The sequence below is a fragment of the Streptomyces phaeochromogenes genome, from assembly GCF_001418655.1.
In the GTDB taxonomy this organism is placed as follows: Bacteria; Actinomycetota; Actinomycetes; order Streptomycetales; family Streptomycetaceae; genus Streptomyces; species Streptomyces phaeochromogenes.
Genome location: NZ_LIQZ01000280.1, coordinates 1 through 15,749 on the forward strand (window position 1 = coordinate 1; position 15,749 = coordinate 15,749).

Below are 15,749 nucleotides of genomic sequence, written 5' to 3' on the forward strand. Positions count from 1 at the left end.
GCGGGCTCGTGCAGTACCTCGAACCGCGCGAACTCCCCTGGCCCACCCGTCGTCACGAGCTCCATGCACAGCGCCCCGGGATCGAAGCGGAACGACTTCCCCCCGTACGACACGAGAGTCAGTCCGGGCGATTTCATTGCACGCTCACTCACGTAACCACTATAAGTGGTTACCATGACAGAAACCCAGCCCCAGCCCCAGTCCCAGACACCTTCGTCTGCACCGGCGCCCCTGCACTGGAAGCTCGTCATCGACGCCGCCGATCCACACGCCCAGGCCGACTTCTGGTCCGCCACCCTCGGCTACCTGGTCGAGGACCACAGCACCCTGGTCGAGCGCCTGCTCGGCTTCGGCGCCGTACCGCCCGAGGTCACCGTCGAATCGCACGGCCGCCGGGCCTGGCGCGACGCCGCGGCCGTGCGCCACCCCGACGATCCGTACGACAAGGACAGCGGCACCGGACTCGGACGGCGGCTGCTCTTCCAGCGCGTACCGGAGCCGAAGACGATCAAGAACCGGCTGCACATCGACGTGCACACCGGGGACAGGCCGCGGGAAGTGGAGGTCGCGCGGCTGACCGGGCTGGGGGCGTCGGTGCTCCGGGAGGTGAAGGAGCAGGGCGGCGAGTGGGTGGTGATGGCGGATCCGGAGGGCAACGAGTTCTGCGTGCACTGACACGCGAGGACCATGTCGACCCACGCGGACCCACGCGGACCGGGGCATCCGCCGTACGCGGCAACAGGGAACGGCCGCCCTTCCACAGCTCACCTGTTACTGGTCACGAGCGACCGCACCCAGGTGAACTCCAGGGATCCGCTATGCGAACACCCCTGACCGGATTGCGCTCTTGACGGAACGTCAACCTCAGCTTCACCATCAGGCACCCATTCCCACATGGAATTCGGAGCCCCCCACATGAAGCTCTCTGTTCCCGGACGTGTCACGGGTGCCGCGGTCATAGCCGTCGCCGCGCTCCTCACGACGAGCGCGATAGCCGACGCCGCGCCCGCGCGCGTGGCCGCCGCACCGGACATACCCGTCGCCAACGTCAAGGCCCATCTCACCCAACTGCAGTCCATCGCCACCGCCAACGGCGGCAACCGCGCCCATGGCCGCGCCGGCTACAAGGCGTCCCTCGACTACGTGAAGGCCCAGCTGGACGCGGCCGGATTCACCACGACCATCCAGCAGTTCACCGCCTCCAGCCGTGTCGGCTACAACCTGATCGCCGACTGGCCCGGCGGCGACGCCAACCAGGTCGTCATGGCGGGCTCCCACCTCGACAGCGTCACCTCGGGGGCCGGCATCAACGACAACGGCTCGGGCTCGGCGGCCCTGCTGGAAGCCGCACTCACCGTTTCCCGCACCCAGTACCAGCCCACGAAGCATCTGCGGTTCGCCTGGTGGGGAGCCGAGGAGCTGGGCATGATCGGCTCGCGCAACTACGTCAACGGCCTCACCACCGCCAACCGCGCCAAGATCAGCGGCTATCTCAACTTCGACATGATCGGATCGCCGAACCCCGGCTACTTCGTCTACGACGACGACCCGGCCATCGAGAAGACTCTCAAGGACTTCTACGCGGGTATAGGCGTCGCCACCGAGATCGAGACCGAGGGCGACGGCCGCTCGGACCACGCCCCCTTCAAGAGCGCGGGCATCCCCGTCGGCGGCGTCTTCACCGGCGCCAGCAGCACCAAGTCCGCTGCCCAGGCCGCCAAGTGGGGCGGCACGGCGGGCCAGTCGTTCGACCGCTGCTACCACTCCTCGTGCGACACGACGTCGAACATCAACGACACCGCCCTGAACCGGAACAGCGACGCACTGGCGTACGCGGTGTGGGAGCTCTCGGAGTAACCGGACCCGCTCCGGACCCGCTCCGGCGCCGACTCCGACAGGCTCGGGGTAGCCGACGACTGCATGCGTGTGCATATACTGCGTACGCATGCAGTCGTCGTACGCCTTCCATGACGGAGCCGCTCATGACCCGCCACTTCCTCTTCCTCCTGGGCAGCGCCCGCGACAGCGGCAACACCGAGCTGCTGGCCCGCAGGGCCGCGGAACAGCTGCCGGCCGACGTCACACAGCACTGGCTGAGCCTCACCGAGCATCCGGTGCCCGACTTCGAGGACCTGCGCCACGACAGCGACCATGTCCGGCCGTCCGGCGACAACACGGCCCTGCTGCTCGACGCGACGCTCGCGGCGACCGACATCGTCATCGCCTCCCCCCTGTACTGGTACTCCCTGTCCGCGCACACCAAGCGCTACCTGGACTACTGGTCGGGCTGGCTGCGCACCCCGGGGCTCGACTTCAAGAAGACGATGGCCGGGCGCACGCTGTGGGGAGTCACGGCCCTCGCGCACGAGGAGGAAGAGGTCGCCGCCCCGCTGATCGGCACGCTCAATCACTCGGCCGCGTACATGGGGATGCGGTTCGGCGGCGTCCTCCTCGGCAACGGCAGCAAGCCCGGGGACGTCCTGACCGACTCGGCCGCCCTGACCCGCGCCAAGACGTTCTTCGCGCAGGAGCCCCCGCTCGCCCGCTTCCCGTACGACAGCTGAGACCTCTCGGCGCCGGCGGGTCCCTCGGCCGGTGTGCGCCTCAGGCGGTGATGTCCTTCGCCGTGAACCGCGCCCACGCCGCCGCTCCGAACACCGCCGCGTACAGCCCCTGGAGCTGCAGGTTGCGTATCAGGTCGTCCCAGTAGACCGGGTCGCGCATGAGGTCGGCGAAGGACAGCCAGTAGTGCGAGAAGAAGTACGGCTGTATCGCGTGGAGCTGGGGGATCTGGTCGAGGATCTGCACGGTGATGAGCAGGCCGACGGTTGTCGCCATCGCCGCGATCCCGCTGTTCGTCAGGGTCGAGACGAACAGGCCGAGGGCCGCGATCCCGATCAGTGACGCGGCGACGGCCAGGGCGATCAGCAGCGCCCGTCCGAGCCCCTCGCCGAAGCTGATCCGCGTGCCGGAGATCGTCGTCAGCTCGCCCAGCGGGAACAGGAGTGCTCCCACGATGAGCGCCGAGGTCGCCACCACGAGGGTCGCGATCACGCAGAAGGCCAGCGTGGTCGCGTACTTGGTGATCAGCAGGCGGGTCCGGCCGGCCGGGGCGACCAGCAGATAGCGCAGGGTCCCCGCGTTGGCCTCGCCCGCTATCGCGTCGCCCGCGACGACGCCGACCGCCATCGGCAGGAAGAACGGCAGCGTGGCGGCGAGCGCGGTGAAGACCAGGAACAGTCCGTTGTTGGTGATCTGCGCGATGAAGGCGGGCCCCTCACCTCCGCCGCCTCCGGCCGACGATCCGTCGCTCGTCTCGATCTTCACCGCGATCCCGACCAGCACCGGCACCGCGGCAAGCACGCCGAGCAGGGCGATCGTCCGCCACCGCCGGAGCGTGGTGCCCAGCTCGTTGCGCAGCAGGCCGAGGGTCCACAGCGGGGTCGGCGTCCGGGTGCCGGGGGCCGGCTTCGCGGCCTGGGCCGGCGGTTCGGTGAGCTCAGCCCGCGACATCGAACCCCTCCCCCGTGAGCGCCACGAACGCGTCCTCCAGCGAGGCCCGTTCCACCCCGAAGCCCCGGACGCGGACGCCCGCCGTCACCAGTGCCGCGTTCACCTCGGCGAGTTCGCGCTCCGGTGGCTCGGCGGTCACCCGGTCCTCGGCGACCACGACATCACTCACGCCCTGTTCCTTCAGCACCCGGGCCGCGTCGCCCGGATCCGGTGTCGTCACGACGAGCCGGCCGCGCGCGCCCGCCGCGAGGTCGGCCACCGGCCCCTGGGTGATCAGCCGTCCCTGGGCCATCACCGCCACGTGCGTACACACCTGCTCGATCTCGTCCAGCAGATGCGAGGAGAGGAAGACGGTCGTGCCGTCCGACGCCAACTCCCGCACCAGGGAACGGATTTCTCGCATCCCCTGCGGGTCGAGCCCGTTGGTCGGCTCGTCCAGCACGAGCAGCCGACGGGGCTGCAGCAGCGCCGCCGCGAGCCCGAGCCGCTGCTTCATCCCCAGGGAGTACGCCTTCGCCTTCTTGCCCGCGGCTGCCGTCAGCCCGACGCGGTCCAGCGCTGCCGCGACGCGCGAGCGCCGGGTGCGCGGGTCGGCGGTCGGGTCGGCCGAGTCGTATCGCAGGAGGTTGTCGCGGCCGGAGAGGAAGCCGTAGAGAGCCGGTCCCTCGATGAGCGCGCCGACGTGCGGCAGCACCGCGCCGGTGGCGCGCGGCATGGGCTGCCCCAGCACGCGCGCCGTGCCGGACGTCGGCTCGATCAGGCCCATCAGCATTCTGATGGTGGTCGTCTTGCCGGAGCCGTTCGGCCCGAGGAAGCCGAAGACGCTGCCCGCCGGGACGGCCAGGTCGAGGCCGTCGACGGCGAGCTGTCCGCCGCGGTAGCGCTTGGTGAGGGCGCGGGTGGCGATCACGGTGTCACCCGTGTCCGCGGTCGCTGCCGCGTCCGCCTCCGTGTCACCGGCTTTCGCCGTATGACCGGCCGACTCGGTGTCGCCCGCGCCGGCCGTGCCGCGCTCACCCGCCATGTCCCCGTCCGCGGTGGACAGTTCCGCCATCGACTCCCTCACTTCGCCTTTCCCACAAGGGGCTCCCGGGACCGCGTGCGCTACTTCGCCGCGTTGGCCGCCTTCACCAGCGCGTCCTTGGTGACCGCGCCCGCGTAGACCTTGCCGTCGTCCGTGATGAGCGCGTTGACCAGGCGGGTCGAGAAGACCGTGCCCGAGCCGAACTTGCCCGTCACGTGGTCGCCCAGCGAGTCGAGGAAGCGGCCCGCGTCACCCGCGCCGGAGGACTCCGACGGCATGCCCTCGCCGCCGGTGTCGAACTGGGCTATCGAGCTCCAGCCCTCACCGATGACGTTCAGGCCCTGGAACTCCTCGCCCAGGTCCTCGCCGCCCTTGGGCTGCGCCCGGTCCGCCTTGCCCTCGGCCTTGGCCTCGTCGCCCTCGGTGACCTTCGTGCCCTTGGGCGGGCTGAAGTCGAAGGTGGACGCGGCCGGCTTGGAGAAGTCGACCTTGGTGAAGCCCGCGTCGATGACGGCCGCGCCACCGCTCGCCGGGGTCAGCGTGAACTTCAGCGGCAGACCGGTCTTCGAGTCCACCGCGATGGAGATCGCGCCGACCGTCGAACCGGATGCCTTGGGCTTGATCAGCAGCTTGTAGGCGTCGCGGCCCGCGACCTGCGCCGTACCGTCGACCGTCACGGACGTCGTGTCGTCGGCCGCCTTCAGTGCCTCTTCGGCCAGCTCCCCGGGGGTGGCCGGCACGTCGTCGGCCTTGCCCTTCGTCCCCTTCTCGGCGGCGCCGGAGGAGTCCTTCATGTGGTACGCCTCGTTCGAAGCGCTGTCGTACGCCCACACCTCGTCGCCGTTGTGGATCACGCTGTACTCGGCGGCCTTGTCGAGCAGTGAGAGCTTCTGCTTGTCCTCGCCGTCGGACGCGACCCGCAACGTGTGCGTACCGGACGCCAGTTCAAGCAGCTTGGACGACGGGTCCGCGGAGGAACCCGAGTCGTCGCCGCCCCCGCCCATTCCGCCGCCGAGGCTGTTCTCCAGGCCGCCGAGGTTCGGCAGGCCGAGGTCCGTGCTGATCTTCACCGTGCCGGACAGCTGCTGTACGTCCGACGCCGCGATCTTCTCTATGAGCTGCTGGGCGGTGATGTCCGGCAGGTCCGGGTCGCCGGAACCGGCGAACGCCGGGACCAGCCCGATGGTCGCCGCCGCCACCCCCAGCACCGCGACGGGGACGACGTACCGAGCGGCTTTGCGTCGGCCGGTGCGCAGGTCCTCGTTCGTGTTGTCGTCGGATTCGTACGGTGCCATGTGTGCCCTACCTCCGTTGTCGGCGGCTGATGCACTCGTCCATCCCCGCCGCCATTGTCACCCGAACTCCTGTGAAGTGGTGTGTCCAATCTGACCAAATCGGCCGGCGGAAAGCGTCAGACCTCGGAGCCAACTCCGTGTACACCTGCGGTATGACATGGGTGGACGGCGCCTCCCCCGACCCGTAGGGGTCGTGCGGGGAAGACGCCGTCCGTGTATCTCGCCGGAGCCGGGTGAAACCCCTTCAGATCCGGGTGGATCACAGCCTGATCCCGGGTGGACGGCTTTGCGATCCTGGGTGGACGGCGTCCCGATCCGGGTGGAGGGCTTCGCGATCCGGCGGATCAGCCGGTGGTCAGCGGGCTGTTCACCGGTTCACGAACACGTAGTCCGCCCCGTACGAAACTCCCACGATCTTGCCCACCTTGCAGGACCCGGCCGGAGCGACTCCGCCCACGGTGTTCAGCCGGAGGATCTCCGCGGTGTGCGCGAGCAGCCCCCGGTGCTTGCCGGACTGCGTGGCCCTGAGGTCCAGTTCGGGGATGTTCTTGTCGCCGTTCGCGGTCTTGGAGATCAGCGCGCCCGCGACGGCGCTGCGGTCGGCCGCGATCCACTGCGGAGTACCCGAGTTGGGCTTCACGAACGAGTGCGCGATGGGACCGCCGAGCACGGCGGCCACGTCACGCTGGGCGAAGGACGTGGTGCCGTCGGCCGCCTTCTTGCACTCGTAGATCTGCTTGCCCTTGATGACGGACGCCTGGAAGTTGTTCAGCGCGTGCCTGAAGTCGAACTTCGTGGTGACCTTGTGGAGCTGGCCGCGGACGGCCCCGCCCGGGAACTCGGCGGTGTGCAGATTGGCGTAGAAGCTGCCCGGGTCGGACTTCAACTGCCCGAGCAGGGCCGCGTCCTTGACCTTGACGGTGCCGGTGACCGTGCGGCCCTTGGCGTTGTCCAGCAGCTTGGTGAAGTCGACCTTGACACCGCCGTTGACACCCTTGGCGCCCTGGTGGATGTGGAGCAGGGTCGGCTTGCCGGTGCCGCGCCACTTGACGGCGACGGACACCTTGTCCCCCTTGACCTTGACGAACTCGAGCGCCGCACCGTCCTTGTCACCGACGGCGGGGCCGCCCTGCACGGGCACCTCGTTGGCGCCGTTCAGGCTGGCGGCGAGGATGGTGCCGCCGCTGCCGCCGGCGAGAGCGCCGCTCTGCACCTCGATGGACTTGTCCCCGTGGCCCGAGTGGCCCGCGCCCGCACTTGCACTCGCACTCGCACTCGCGCTCGCACCCTTGCCGGAGCTCCCGCTGTCGGCGACCGCCGGGATGACCGCGGCGGCGACTCCGGCCGCGGTGGCCACCGCGACGCCGGTCATGACGAGCTTCTTACGACGCTGCGCGAACGTAACGATTGTCCCCATGATTCTTTTTTCTCCCCGTAGTTCCGCTGACGCCCCCTGCGTCAGCTTCTATGGGGGACTACGGACCGGATCCGAAATTGGACTCGTTCCAGGTCTGTGACCTGCGTCACATACGAAAAGGTCCGAGGGAAATCCCCGAGGGGATCCTGGGAAGAACGAGGAGACGAGCAGGTCAGCCCGCCCGGTGGACCACCGCGTCGCACAGCTCCACCAGCGCCGCCTTCGCGTCGCACTCCGGGAGCGGCGCCAGCGTGGCGCGGGCGTCCTCCGCGTACCGCACGGTGTCGCGGCGGGCCTGGTCCAGGGCGGGGTGCACGCGCAGCCTGGCCAGCGCCTCGGCGTGCCGCGCGTCGTCGGACAGGTCCGAGGCGAGCAGGTCCGACAGCGCGATGTCCTCGGCGAGCCCCAGCCGCTCCACGCGCTCACGCAGCCGCAGCACGGGCATCGTCGGGATGCCCTCGCGCAGGTCGGTACCCGGCGTCTTGCCGGACTCGCGCGTGTCGCTGGCGATGTCCAGCACGTCGTCGGCGAGCTGGAAGGCGACGCCGAGCCGCTCGCCGTACTGCGTCAGCACGTCGACGACCGTCTCGTCGGCGCCCGACATCATCGCGCCGAATCGTCCCGCCACGGCGATCAGCGAGCCGGTCTTGCCGCTGAGCACGTCCATGTAGTGGTCGATCGGGTCACGCCCGTCGCGCGGCCCCGCCGTCTCCAGGATCTGGCCGGTGACCAGCCTCTCGAACGCCTCCGCCTGGATGCGTACGGCCTCGGGGCCGAGGTCGGCCAGTATGTGCGAGGCCCGCGCGAAGAGGAAGTCGCCGGTGAGGACCGCGACCGAGTTGCCCCAGCGGCTGTTGGCGCTGGGCACTCCGCGGCGCACGTCCGCCTCGTCCATCACGTCGTCGTGGTACAGCGTGGCGAGGTGGGTCAGCTCGACGACCACGGCCGAGGGCACGACACCGGGCGCGTACGGGTCGCCGAACTGCGCGGCGAGCGTCACGAGCAGCGGCCGGAAGCGCTTGCCGCCGGCGCGCACGAGGTGCTGCGCGGCCTCCGTGATGAACGGGACCTCGCTCTTGGTGGCTTCGAGCAGTCCCTCCTCGACAGCCGCCAATCCGGCCTGGACATCGGCTTCGAGAGCCTGGTCCCGCACGCTCAGCCCGAACGGCCCGACGACGGTCACGAGGGTCTCCTGTCTGCTGACGCTCTCAGCGGCGGTCTCTGGATGCTCTGAGTGTTCCGGGTGCTGCCGGTGTTGCGGATGCTGTGGGTGTTTGTCGATGTGTCGCTGCTGGCACTCAAGTCAGCGTATCCGGTCGCCTTTCGATCACAGTGAGCGCCCGCCCGTCACCTGCCACCACCCTGCCCGACACGCTCCGCCTGCCCCCTTTTGCCCCCCGCACCCAGCCGGGCGGTATCCGATCACGGAAGGTATGTTCTTGATCTGCCGATACGACTGATACATCCGGTACAGCCGACACATGCGGTACGTCCTGAAAGCGAGCCATTTTTCAGGAAGTGATGCCTCTTGTCCCGCGACACGATCGAGTCCGGCCCCGAGCCCGATCCGGAGCCCGGTGGCCCGCCCTCGGACCCCGCCGACGACCATGCCTTCCTCGGCCAGCCCAGGGGCCTGCTCACCCTCTCGGGCCTGGAGGTCTGGGAGCGGTTCTCGTTCCTCGGGATGCAGGCGATCCTCGTCCTGTACTTCGCGGACACGGTGGCCCACGGCGGCATGGGCATGTCCGCCGGAACGGCCGCGTCCGTCTCGGCCGCGTACGGCACGCTGGTCTATCTGGTCTCGGTGGCCGGCGGCTGGCTGGCCGACCGCATCCTCGGCTCGTACCGGGCGGTCCTGTGGGGCGGCGTCCTGATCGCCTGCGGCCACTACTCGATGGCGGTGCCCACCACGGCCATGACCTGGGCGGGACTCGGCCTGATCAGCGCGGGCACGGGCCTGCTGAAGCCGAACGTCGCCACCATGGTCGGCAAGCTGTACCGCACCGACGACGACCGCCGCGACGCCGGTTTCGCCGTGTACTACATGGCGATCAACATCGGCGCCTTCGCCGGCCCGCTGATCACCGGCTGGCTCGGCGACCACCAGGGCTGGCACTGGGGCTTCTCGGCGGCAGCGGTCGGTATGACCTTCGGTCTGATCCAGTACGTCGCGGGCCGCCGTCACCTGGCCGGGCGCAGGAACGCGGCCGAGTTCGCGCTGCCGCCCGCGTCCATGCGCAGGGCCGTCCGCCTGATCGTCCTCGGCCTGCTGGCGGTGGCCGTCCTCGCGGTCCTGCCGGCCGCCGCCGGATGGCTGACTATGGGCCGCTTCGTGGACCTGCTGACCCTCATCTCGGTGATCGCTCCGGTGGTCTACTTCGCGGTGATGTTCAGGAGTCCCCGGGTGAGCCCCGGGGAACGGGGCCGGCTGCGCCCGTACATCGTGCTGTTCCTGGCCTCCACGGTCTTCAACTTCATCCTCTTCCAGGCGTACTCGACGATGATGCTGCTGGCCGCGTCGAACGCCGAGACGACGATCCTCGGCTTCGACTTCCCCACCAGTTGGTACGCGTCCGCCCTGGGCGCCTTCGAGGTGGCACTCGCCCCGGTCGTGGCCGCGCTGTGGGTCCGGATGGGGCACAGACAGCCACACGCCTCCAACAAGATCGCGTTCGGAGTGGTGCTGGGAGGTCTGTCCTTCCTCCTGATGGTGCTGCCGACCTCCGGCCACGAAAACGACGACTACCTGATGTCGGCCTGGTGGATCGTCGGCTCGTACTTCCTGCTGGGGCTCGGCGACATCCTCCTGGAGACCTCCGGCATGTCGGCCACCACCAAGCTCGCCCCGCGGGCCTTCGCCAGCCAGACGATGTCCCTCTGGTTCCTCTCGCTGGCCCTCGCCAACGGCATCCAGGCCCAGACCGTGAAGCTCTACGACGACGTCTCCAAGCCCGCCTACTTCGGCGTCAACGGCGCGATCGCCGTCGCCGCGGGCCTGCTCGTGATCGCCGCCGCGCCCTGGCTGCGCCGCACGATGCACCCGGTCCACTGAGACCCCACAGGCCCTGGAGGTCACCGCCATGCGCATCCGTACGTCCTTCCCCTACGAGACGGCTCACGAGGATCTCCGCGTTCCCCTCCCGGACGGAACCAAGCTCTACGCGCGCGTGTGGCGCCCGCTCACCGACGAACCCGTACCGGCCCTGCTCGAATACCTGCCCTACCGCCTGACCGACTGGACGGCCCCGCGCGACTGGCAGCGCCACCCCTGGTACGCGGGGCACGGCTATGCCTCCGTACGCGTGGACATCCGGGGGCACGGGAACTCCGAGGGCATGCCCGGCGACGAGTACTCGGCGACGGAGCTGGCCGACGGGGTCGAGGTCGTCAACTGGCTCGCCGCCCAGCCCTGGTGCTCGGGCAAGGTCGGCATGTTCGGCATCTCCTGGGGCGGCTTCAACTCCCTCCAGATCGCGGCCCTCGCGCCCGAGCCGCTCAAGGCGGTGGTCACCGTCTGCTCGACGGACGACCGCTATGACAACGACGTGCACTACATGGGTGGTTCCGTGCTCGCCGTCGACATGCACGCGTGGGCGGCGACCATGCTCGCGTTCGTCTCCCGCCCGCCGGATCCGGTCTACGCGGGCGAGGTCTGGCACGACCTGTGGGTCAAACGACTGGAGACCGTCGATCCGTTCCTGCACACCTGGCTGGCGCACCAGACGAGGGACGACCACTGGCGCCGCGGCAGCGTGTGCGAGGACTACTCGGCGATCCGGGCGGCGGTGCTCGCGGTCGGCGGCTGGCACGACCCGTACCGGGACGCGGTCCTGCGCCTGGTGGAACACCTCCCGGCGGACCGCGTACGGGGGATCGTCGGGCCGTGGTCGCACCAGTACCCCGACCGGGGGCTGCCGCCCGGCCCGGCGATCGGCTTCCTCCAGGAGACCCTGCGCTGGTGGGACCACTGGCTCAAGGACACGGAGACCGGGATCATGTCCGAGCCGCTCCTGCGCTCGTACGTCAGCGACTCCCACCCGCCCGCCACGGTGTACCCGACGCTGCCGGGCCGCTGGGTCGGCGATCCGGCCTGGCCCTCTCCCTTGGTGGCCCCGGTGACGTACGCCCTCCAGGGCGAGCCCGTGGTGGTGCGGTCCCCCCAGCACACGGGGGTCGACGCCGGCCGCTTCTTCCCCTTCGGCAACGACGCGGACCTGCCGCCCGACCAGCGGGAGGAGGACGCGAGGTCGGCGTGCTTCGACTTCGAGGTCCCGGAGGAGATCTGGGTACTGGGCCGCCCGCGCGTGCGCCTGAGGCTCACTACGGAGGCGACGCGAGGACAAGTAGTGGCCCGAATCTGCGACGTGGCCCCCGACGGCTCCTCGACCCTCGTCACCCGGGGAGTCCTGAACCTGTCAGCCCGTCATGGCCGCGACCAGGTGGTTCCCTGGAAACCGGGCTCTACGGAGGATGTGGTTCTCGACCTGAACGCCATCGGCCACGCCTTCCCTCCGGGCCATCGCGTCCGTCTCGCCGTCTCCTCCGCGTACTGGCCGTGGATCTGGCCCCAGCCGGGTTCGGAGGCGGGCTTCACCCTCACCCCTTCGGGGAGCGTGCTGGAACTCCCGCTCCGCGCACAGGAGTCGGACCCGTCCGTCTCCTTCGAGGAACCGGAGCAGGCGGAGCCCATGGGGGTCAACTTCCCCGCGACACTGGACGAGCCGCGCCCCGAGCGTCTCGTCGTCCGCGATGTCGCCAAGGGCGAGTGGCGCCTGGAGGTGGACCCTCGCTACGGAGGCACCCGGGTGTATCCCGACGGCCTCGAATTCACCGAGGAGGCCCTGGACACGTACACGATCGTCGAGTCGGACCCGCTGTCGGCCCGCGCCCGCTCCGACTGGTTCGTCCGGCTGCACCGGCCGGACCTGCCGTGGGACGCGAGCGTCGAGGCGCACTCCGAAACCACCTGCGACGAGGCGGACTTCATCACCTCGAACGAGGTGATCTGCAAGGACGGTGACGAGGTGGTGTTCCACCGCACCTGGGAGAAAAGGATTCCGCGGACCGCGGGGTGAGCTCGTACGCTCCCCGTATGACGGCGAACGCGTACGTGGGCCCCACGACCGCAATCCCGTGTGTAGGTCCCACGACCGCAGACGCATATGTAGGGACCCCATGATCGCGTACGCCTATGTGGGGCCCGAAGACATAGGGGAGGCCGTCCGGCCCGGCGGGGGCGGCGCCCGGATCCGGACCCGGGCAGACCTCGACGCCTTCCTGTCCGCCCGCCCCGCCGACGAGCTCGCCGAGCCGTTCACCTTCGTCGTCGACGCCTCCCTGACCCTGCGCCTGGCTCCGCGCCGCTCCGAGCACGTGGCCTGCGCGGACGGGAAACCGGTGCGCGCCGCCGGGGAGTTGGGCTTCGCGCGGACCTCGTCCGACTGGGCGGTCACGTACGCGAGCAACCAGTCCACCGGCTACTGCCCCGACCCTGAGTCGTGGCGGTCGCTCGCGGCGGCCCTCAACCGCGCGGGCATCTCCCACTCCGGCGCCCACCCCGGCGGCTACACCCACCCGATCGTCTACCGCCGCTGCCCGTCCTGCGCCGAGTGGAACTCCGTACAGGACGCCCATTTCGTCTGTGCCCTCTGCGACGCCGACCTCCCGGCCGACCACCGCACCGGCCCCATGGATCTCGCGCTCCTCGCAGACGAGGAGGGCAATTCGGTCAGGATCACGGTCCTCGGCCGGCATCCGCGAATGGTGGCGGGCCTCGCGGCCGAGATCGTCGTGGAGACGCCTTTCGTCCGTGGCCGCCTCGAACTCGCTCTGTGGCGCCGCCGACTTGAGGCCTGGGGGCATGCCCTGGACGCCGCATTCGACCGCGGCGAGGACATCGCGTGGATGACGGTGGAGCGAGGCCCGTCGATTTCCATTCGGCTCACGGGAGAACGGGATTGCCCGGAAGTGATCGTGGAGGACGACACGATTTCCATGGCCACGGTGTGCGTTCCCGTCGGTCTTCCCCGGAACTGGATCGACAGCCATCGGCGGAAACTTCGTGACGTTCTCACTCTCTGGAACCCGGAAGACTGACCCTCCGGAGCGCCGAAGAGCAGAGAGAACGTTTACGGACAAGTAGTCCCTTATGCCGACTGGGCGGACATCCAGGCTCCGCCTGACTTGCCCCAATTAGGCACGTGGCGCACCTAATTCCCCACCTGTGCACGTGAATTGGGTCACGTCCGCCCGGGACCGCCGATTTGCCGAGTCGGTCGATTCACCTTTGCTCAAAGCAAGTTGAACTTCACCTTCCGAATGGATCAAGAATTCCCATCCGTCCCGAACAGGCAAATCGCATCGCCATGTGAATTCTGGGCTTGTTCACGGCATGTGCTCTCGCATACGTTCACGTCACTCCGGATGGACCGCCTAATCCTGCCGCCGCCCGGAGATCCCAACCACCCATTCACTCGCGTACGGCAGGAGCGGGGGACCCAGGTAGGCCGCCGGTCCGGATTCCGGAACGGCTCGGGGTGAAGCCGCGTGCAGCATGCGGCCGGGCAGCTCCCGCCCGAACCCGACAGCTCACCTCGCAGGCGTCGGAGAGGAAACGCGCCATGGCCGCACGAGGCAAGCACCGCCGCCCCAGAATGAACACCCTCACGCGTGGCATCGTCGCCGCGGGAACCGGCGGAGCCGCGCTCGCGCTCCCCATCGTGGGGGCGACCGGCGCCCACGCCGCACAGCCGACGCAGGCCGCACAGGCTCCCCAGGCCGCACAGGCCGCGGTCCCGCAGGTCTCGCTGGTCACGTACAAAGTGGTCTCGGGCGACACCCTGACCAAGATCGCCAAGAAGCACTCCACGAGCGGCGGCTGGCAGGACCTCTACAAGGCCAACCGCGCGGTCATCGGCGACGACCCGGCGGTCATCCGCCCGGGCCTCAAGCTGACGGTCGGCACGAAGAACGCCCAGACCTCCGCGAAGACGGCCACCGCGACCAAGGCCTCCACCGCGTCCGCCGTCACCCCCGCCGCCGCGAAGACGTACACGAACGACCTCGACGGCTGGATCAAGGAATCGCTGGACATCATGGCCCAGCAGGGCATCCCGGGGTCGTACGACGGCATCTACCGCAACGTCATGCGCGAGTCGTCGGGCAACCCGCAGGCCATGAACAACTGGGACTCCAACGCCGCGGCCGGTACGCCGTCGAAGGGGCTCCTCCAGACCATCGACCCGACCTTCAACGCCTACCACGTGGCCGGCACCTCGATGGATCCCTTCGACCCGGTCGCCAACATCACCGCGGCGTGCAACTACGCCGCCGCGAGGTACGGCTCGATCGACAACGTCTTCGGGGCCTACTGAGCGGGCCGGTATCGGGCCGACCCGATGCCGGACGTGCCGGCGCCGGGCGGCCCGCGGCGAGGGAGACCGACCTCCCCGCGGGCCGCCCGGTTTTCTCGTGACGCAGAACTAGGACCGCGAGCCGAAGAGCCGCTCCAACACCACCGCGATCCCGTCCTCCTCGTTCGACAGGGTCACCTCGTCGGCCACCGCCTGGAGTTCGGGGTGGGCGTTGGCCATCGCGACGCCGTGGGCCGCCCAGTCGAACATCGGGATGTCGTTGGGCATGTCACCGAAGGCGATCGTGGTGGCGGGAGCGAGGCCGAGGTGTTCGGCCGCCAGAGCGAGCCCCGTCGCCTTGGTCACGCCACATGGCTGGAGTTCGACTGTGCCGGGGCCGGACATCGTGACCGTGGCGAGGGAACCGACCGCTCCGCGGGCCGCGGACGCCAACTCGTCGTCGGACAACAGCGGATGGCGCAGCAGCACCTTGCTGATGGGTTCCGTCCAGAGGTCGTCGCGGCGCAGGACACGTACCGCGGGGAGCGTCGGGTGCGGCATCTCGTACCCCGGCTCGATGAGCGTGAGTCCGTCGACCCCGTCCTGGTCGACGGCGGCGTACACGTCCCCGACCTCCGCCTCGATCTTGCCGAGCGCCGTCTCGGCCAGCTCGCGGTCGAGGGTGACCGACCAGACCATGCGTTCGGCGCCGGCGTCGTACAACTGCGCTCCCTGACCGCACACCGCCAGTCCCTGGCTGCCCAGTTCGTCCAGCAGGGGGCGTACGCGCGGTGCCGGGCGCCCCGTCACCACGAGGTGCCTGGCACCTCTCCCGATCGCCATCGCCAGCGCGGCGCGTGACCTGTCCGAAAGGGTGTCGTCGCCTCGCAACAACGTCCCGTCCAGGTCAGTGGCGATGAGTGAATATGCAATCGGTGCGGCCATGATCAGAGAATACGGATCGAACGCCCCAACGACTCGACGGGAACCGGACGTCGTCCGGTATCTCGTCAGGCACAGGGGTCGTCACAGGCACCATCCGTCGGCCGCGCGGAGGCAAATCGCGGGCGAGGAGGAGCAGTTGGCCATGCCCTGCCCGCTCCCCCGCCCCCGGTCAACCGGCCCGTTGCCCTCCCCCGGGCCCCAAC

The 15,749-nt window shown here is 69.5% G+C and carries 13 protein-coding genes, 1 pseudogene and 1 riboswitch; of the genes and pseudogenes, 7 read left to right on the plus strand and 7 right to left on the minus strand.

Features of this window, described 5'->3' with window-relative positions; genetic code table 11:
* Nucleotides 1-137: pseudogene (locus AOK17_RS52665) on the minus strand (zf-CGNR multi-domain protein); the annotation flags it as partial.
* A gap of 37 nt (nt 138-174) precedes the next feature.
* On the opposite strand from AOK17_RS52665, the gene AOK17_RS32350 reads away from it, so the two are divergent.
* The 3 genes from AOK17_RS32350 to AOK17_RS32360 all read left to right on the plus strand — a co-directional run bounded on the left by AOK17_RS32350 (nt 175) and on the right by AOK17_RS32360 (nt 2,564).
* A complete protein-coding gene (locus tag AOK17_RS32350; RefSeq protein WP_055616133.1) occupies nt 175-675 on the plus strand; it encodes a VOC family protein in 501 nt (166 codons plus the stop codon).
* A 240-nt stretch (nt 676-915) separates the two neighbouring features.
* On the plus strand, nt 916-1,857 hold the full coding sequence (locus AOK17_RS32355; protein ID WP_055616134.1) for a M28 family metallopeptidase: 942 nt from the start codon (nt 916-918) through the stop codon (nt 1,855-1,857).
* A 125-nt stretch (nt 1,858-1,982) separates the two neighbouring features.
* Nucleotides 1,983-2,564, plus strand: coding sequence for a flavodoxin family protein (locus tag AOK17_RS32360; protein ID WP_055616135.1), 582 nt, complete (start codon nt 1,983-1,985; stop codon nt 2,562-2,564).
* Between the two features lie 40 nt (nt 2,565-2,604).
* Here AOK17_RS32360 and AOK17_RS32365 read toward each other — a convergent pair whose 3' ends face one another.
* From AOK17_RS32365 to AOK17_RS32385, 5 genes are all read right to left on the minus strand, one after another.
* The gene (locus AOK17_RS32365) at nt 2,605-3,513 is read right to left on the minus strand and encodes an ABC transporter permease (RefSeq protein ID WP_055616136.1); all 909 of its coding nucleotides are present in this window, start codon (nt 3,511-3,513) and stop codon (nt 2,605-2,607) included.
* Nucleotides 3,500-4,567 carry an ABC transporter ATP-binding protein gene (locus AOK17_RS32370; protein ID WP_245697519.1) on the minus strand — a complete coding sequence of 356 codons (1,068 nt, stop codon included), beginning with the start codon at nt 4,565-4,567 and terminating at the stop codon, nt 3,500-3,502. The genes AOK17_RS32365 and AOK17_RS32370 overlap by 14 nt, the downstream gene beginning before the upstream one ends.
* A 50-nt stretch (nt 4,568-4,617) precedes the next feature.
* Nucleotides 4,618-5,832: a LolA family protein gene (locus tag AOK17_RS32375; protein ID WP_055616137.1), complete on the minus strand. Its 1,215-nt coding sequence runs from the start codon at nt 5,830-5,832 to the stop codon at nt 4,618-4,620.
* Between the two features lie 367 nt (nt 5,833-6,199).
* Nucleotides 6,200-7,249 (minus strand): CHRD domain-containing protein, encoded by a 1,050-nt coding sequence (locus tag AOK17_RS32380; RefSeq protein WP_055616138.1) that lies wholly within the window; start codon nt 7,247-7,249, stop codon nt 6,200-6,202.
* 172 nt (nt 7,250-7,421) lie between these two features.
* Nucleotides 7,422-8,432 carry a polyprenyl synthetase family protein gene (locus tag AOK17_RS32385; protein WP_055616139.1) on the minus strand — a complete coding sequence of 337 codons (1,011 nt, stop codon included), beginning with the start codon at nt 8,430-8,432 and terminating at the stop codon, nt 7,422-7,424.
* 345 nt (nt 8,433-8,777) lie between these two features.
* On the opposite strand from AOK17_RS32385, the gene AOK17_RS32390 reads away from it, so the two are divergent.
* The 4 genes from AOK17_RS32390 (at nt 8,778) to AOK17_RS32405 (ending at nt 14,622) form a co-directional block, all read left to right on the plus strand.
* Entirely contained in the window at nt 8,778-10,301 is a 1,524-nt protein-coding gene (locus AOK17_RS32390) for a peptide MFS transporter (RefSeq protein ID WP_425424655.1), read from the plus strand.
* 28 nt (nt 10,302-10,329) lie between these two features.
* Nucleotides 10,330-12,324: a CocE/NonD family hydrolase gene (locus tag AOK17_RS32395; RefSeq protein ID WP_055616140.1), complete on the plus strand. Its 1,995-nt coding sequence runs from the start codon at nt 10,330-10,332 to the stop codon at nt 12,322-12,324.
* A gap of 100 nt (nt 12,325-12,424) precedes the next feature.
* On the plus strand, nt 12,425-13,345 hold the full coding sequence (locus AOK17_RS53820; protein ID WP_063997328.1) for a DUF5959 family protein: 921 nt from the start codon (nt 12,425-12,427) through the stop codon (nt 13,343-13,345).
* A gap of 356 nt (nt 13,346-13,701) precedes the next feature.
* A riboswitch (cyclic di-AMP (ydaO/yuaA leader) is annotated at nt 13,702-13,866 on the plus strand.
* A 3-nt stretch (nt 13,867-13,869) separates the two neighbouring features.
* Entirely contained in the window at nt 13,870-14,622 is a 753-nt protein-coding gene (locus AOK17_RS32405) for a transglycosylase SLT domain-containing protein (RefSeq protein ID WP_055616141.1), read from the plus strand.
* Between the two features lie 108 nt (nt 14,623-14,730).
* Here the strand turns inward: AOK17_RS32405 and AOK17_RS32410 are convergent, their stop codons facing one another.
* Nucleotides 14,731-15,546: a Cof-type HAD-IIB family hydrolase gene (locus AOK17_RS32410; protein ID WP_055616142.1), complete on the minus strand. Its 816-nt coding sequence runs from the start codon at nt 15,544-15,546 to the stop codon at nt 14,731-14,733.
* Nucleotides 15,547-15,749 lie beyond the last annotated feature (203 nt).

Excerpts from the sequence above, each read along its gene's own strand:
- AOK17_RS32410 (WP_055616142.1), bottom strand. The coding sequence starts at position 15,546 with ATGGCCGCACCGATTGCATATTCACTCATCGCCACTGACCTGGACGGG.
- AOK17_RS32355 (WP_055616134.1), top strand. The coding sequence starts at position 916 with ATGAAGCTCTCTGTTCCCGGACGTGTCACGGGTGCCGCGGTCATAGCC.
- AOK17_RS32370 (WP_245697519.1), bottom strand. The coding sequence starts at position 4,567 with ATGGCGGAACTGTCCACCGCGGACGGGGACATGGCGGGTGAGCGCGGC.
- AOK17_RS32360 (WP_055616135.1), top strand. The coding sequence starts at position 1,983 with ATGACCCGCCACTTCCTCTTCCTCCTGGGCAGCGCCCGCGACAGCGGC.
- AOK17_RS32350 (WP_055616133.1), top strand. The coding sequence starts at position 175 with ATGACAGAAACCCAGCCCCAGCCCCAGTCCCAGACACCTTCGTCTGCA.
- AOK17_RS32375 (WP_055616137.1), bottom strand. The coding sequence starts at position 5,832 with ATGGCACCGTACGAATCCGACGACAACACGAACGAGGACCTGCGCACC.
- AOK17_RS53820 (WP_063997328.1), top strand. The coding sequence starts at position 12,425 with ATGATCGCGTACGCCTATGTGGGGCCCGAAGACATAGGGGAGGCCGTC.
- AOK17_RS32380 (WP_055616138.1), bottom strand. The coding sequence starts at position 7,249 with ATGGGGACAATCGTTACGTTCGCGCAGCGTCGTAAGAAGCTCGTCATG.
- AOK17_RS32395 (WP_055616140.1), top strand. The coding sequence starts at position 10,330 with ATGCGCATCCGTACGTCCTTCCCCTACGAGACGGCTCACGAGGATCTC.
- AOK17_RS32365 (WP_055616136.1), bottom strand. The coding sequence starts at position 3,513 with ATGTCGCGGGCTGAGCTCACCGAACCGCCGGCCCAGGCCGCGAAGCCG.
- AOK17_RS32405 (WP_055616141.1), top strand. The coding sequence starts at position 13,870 with ATGGCCGCACGAGGCAAGCACCGCCGCCCCAGAATGAACACCCTCACG.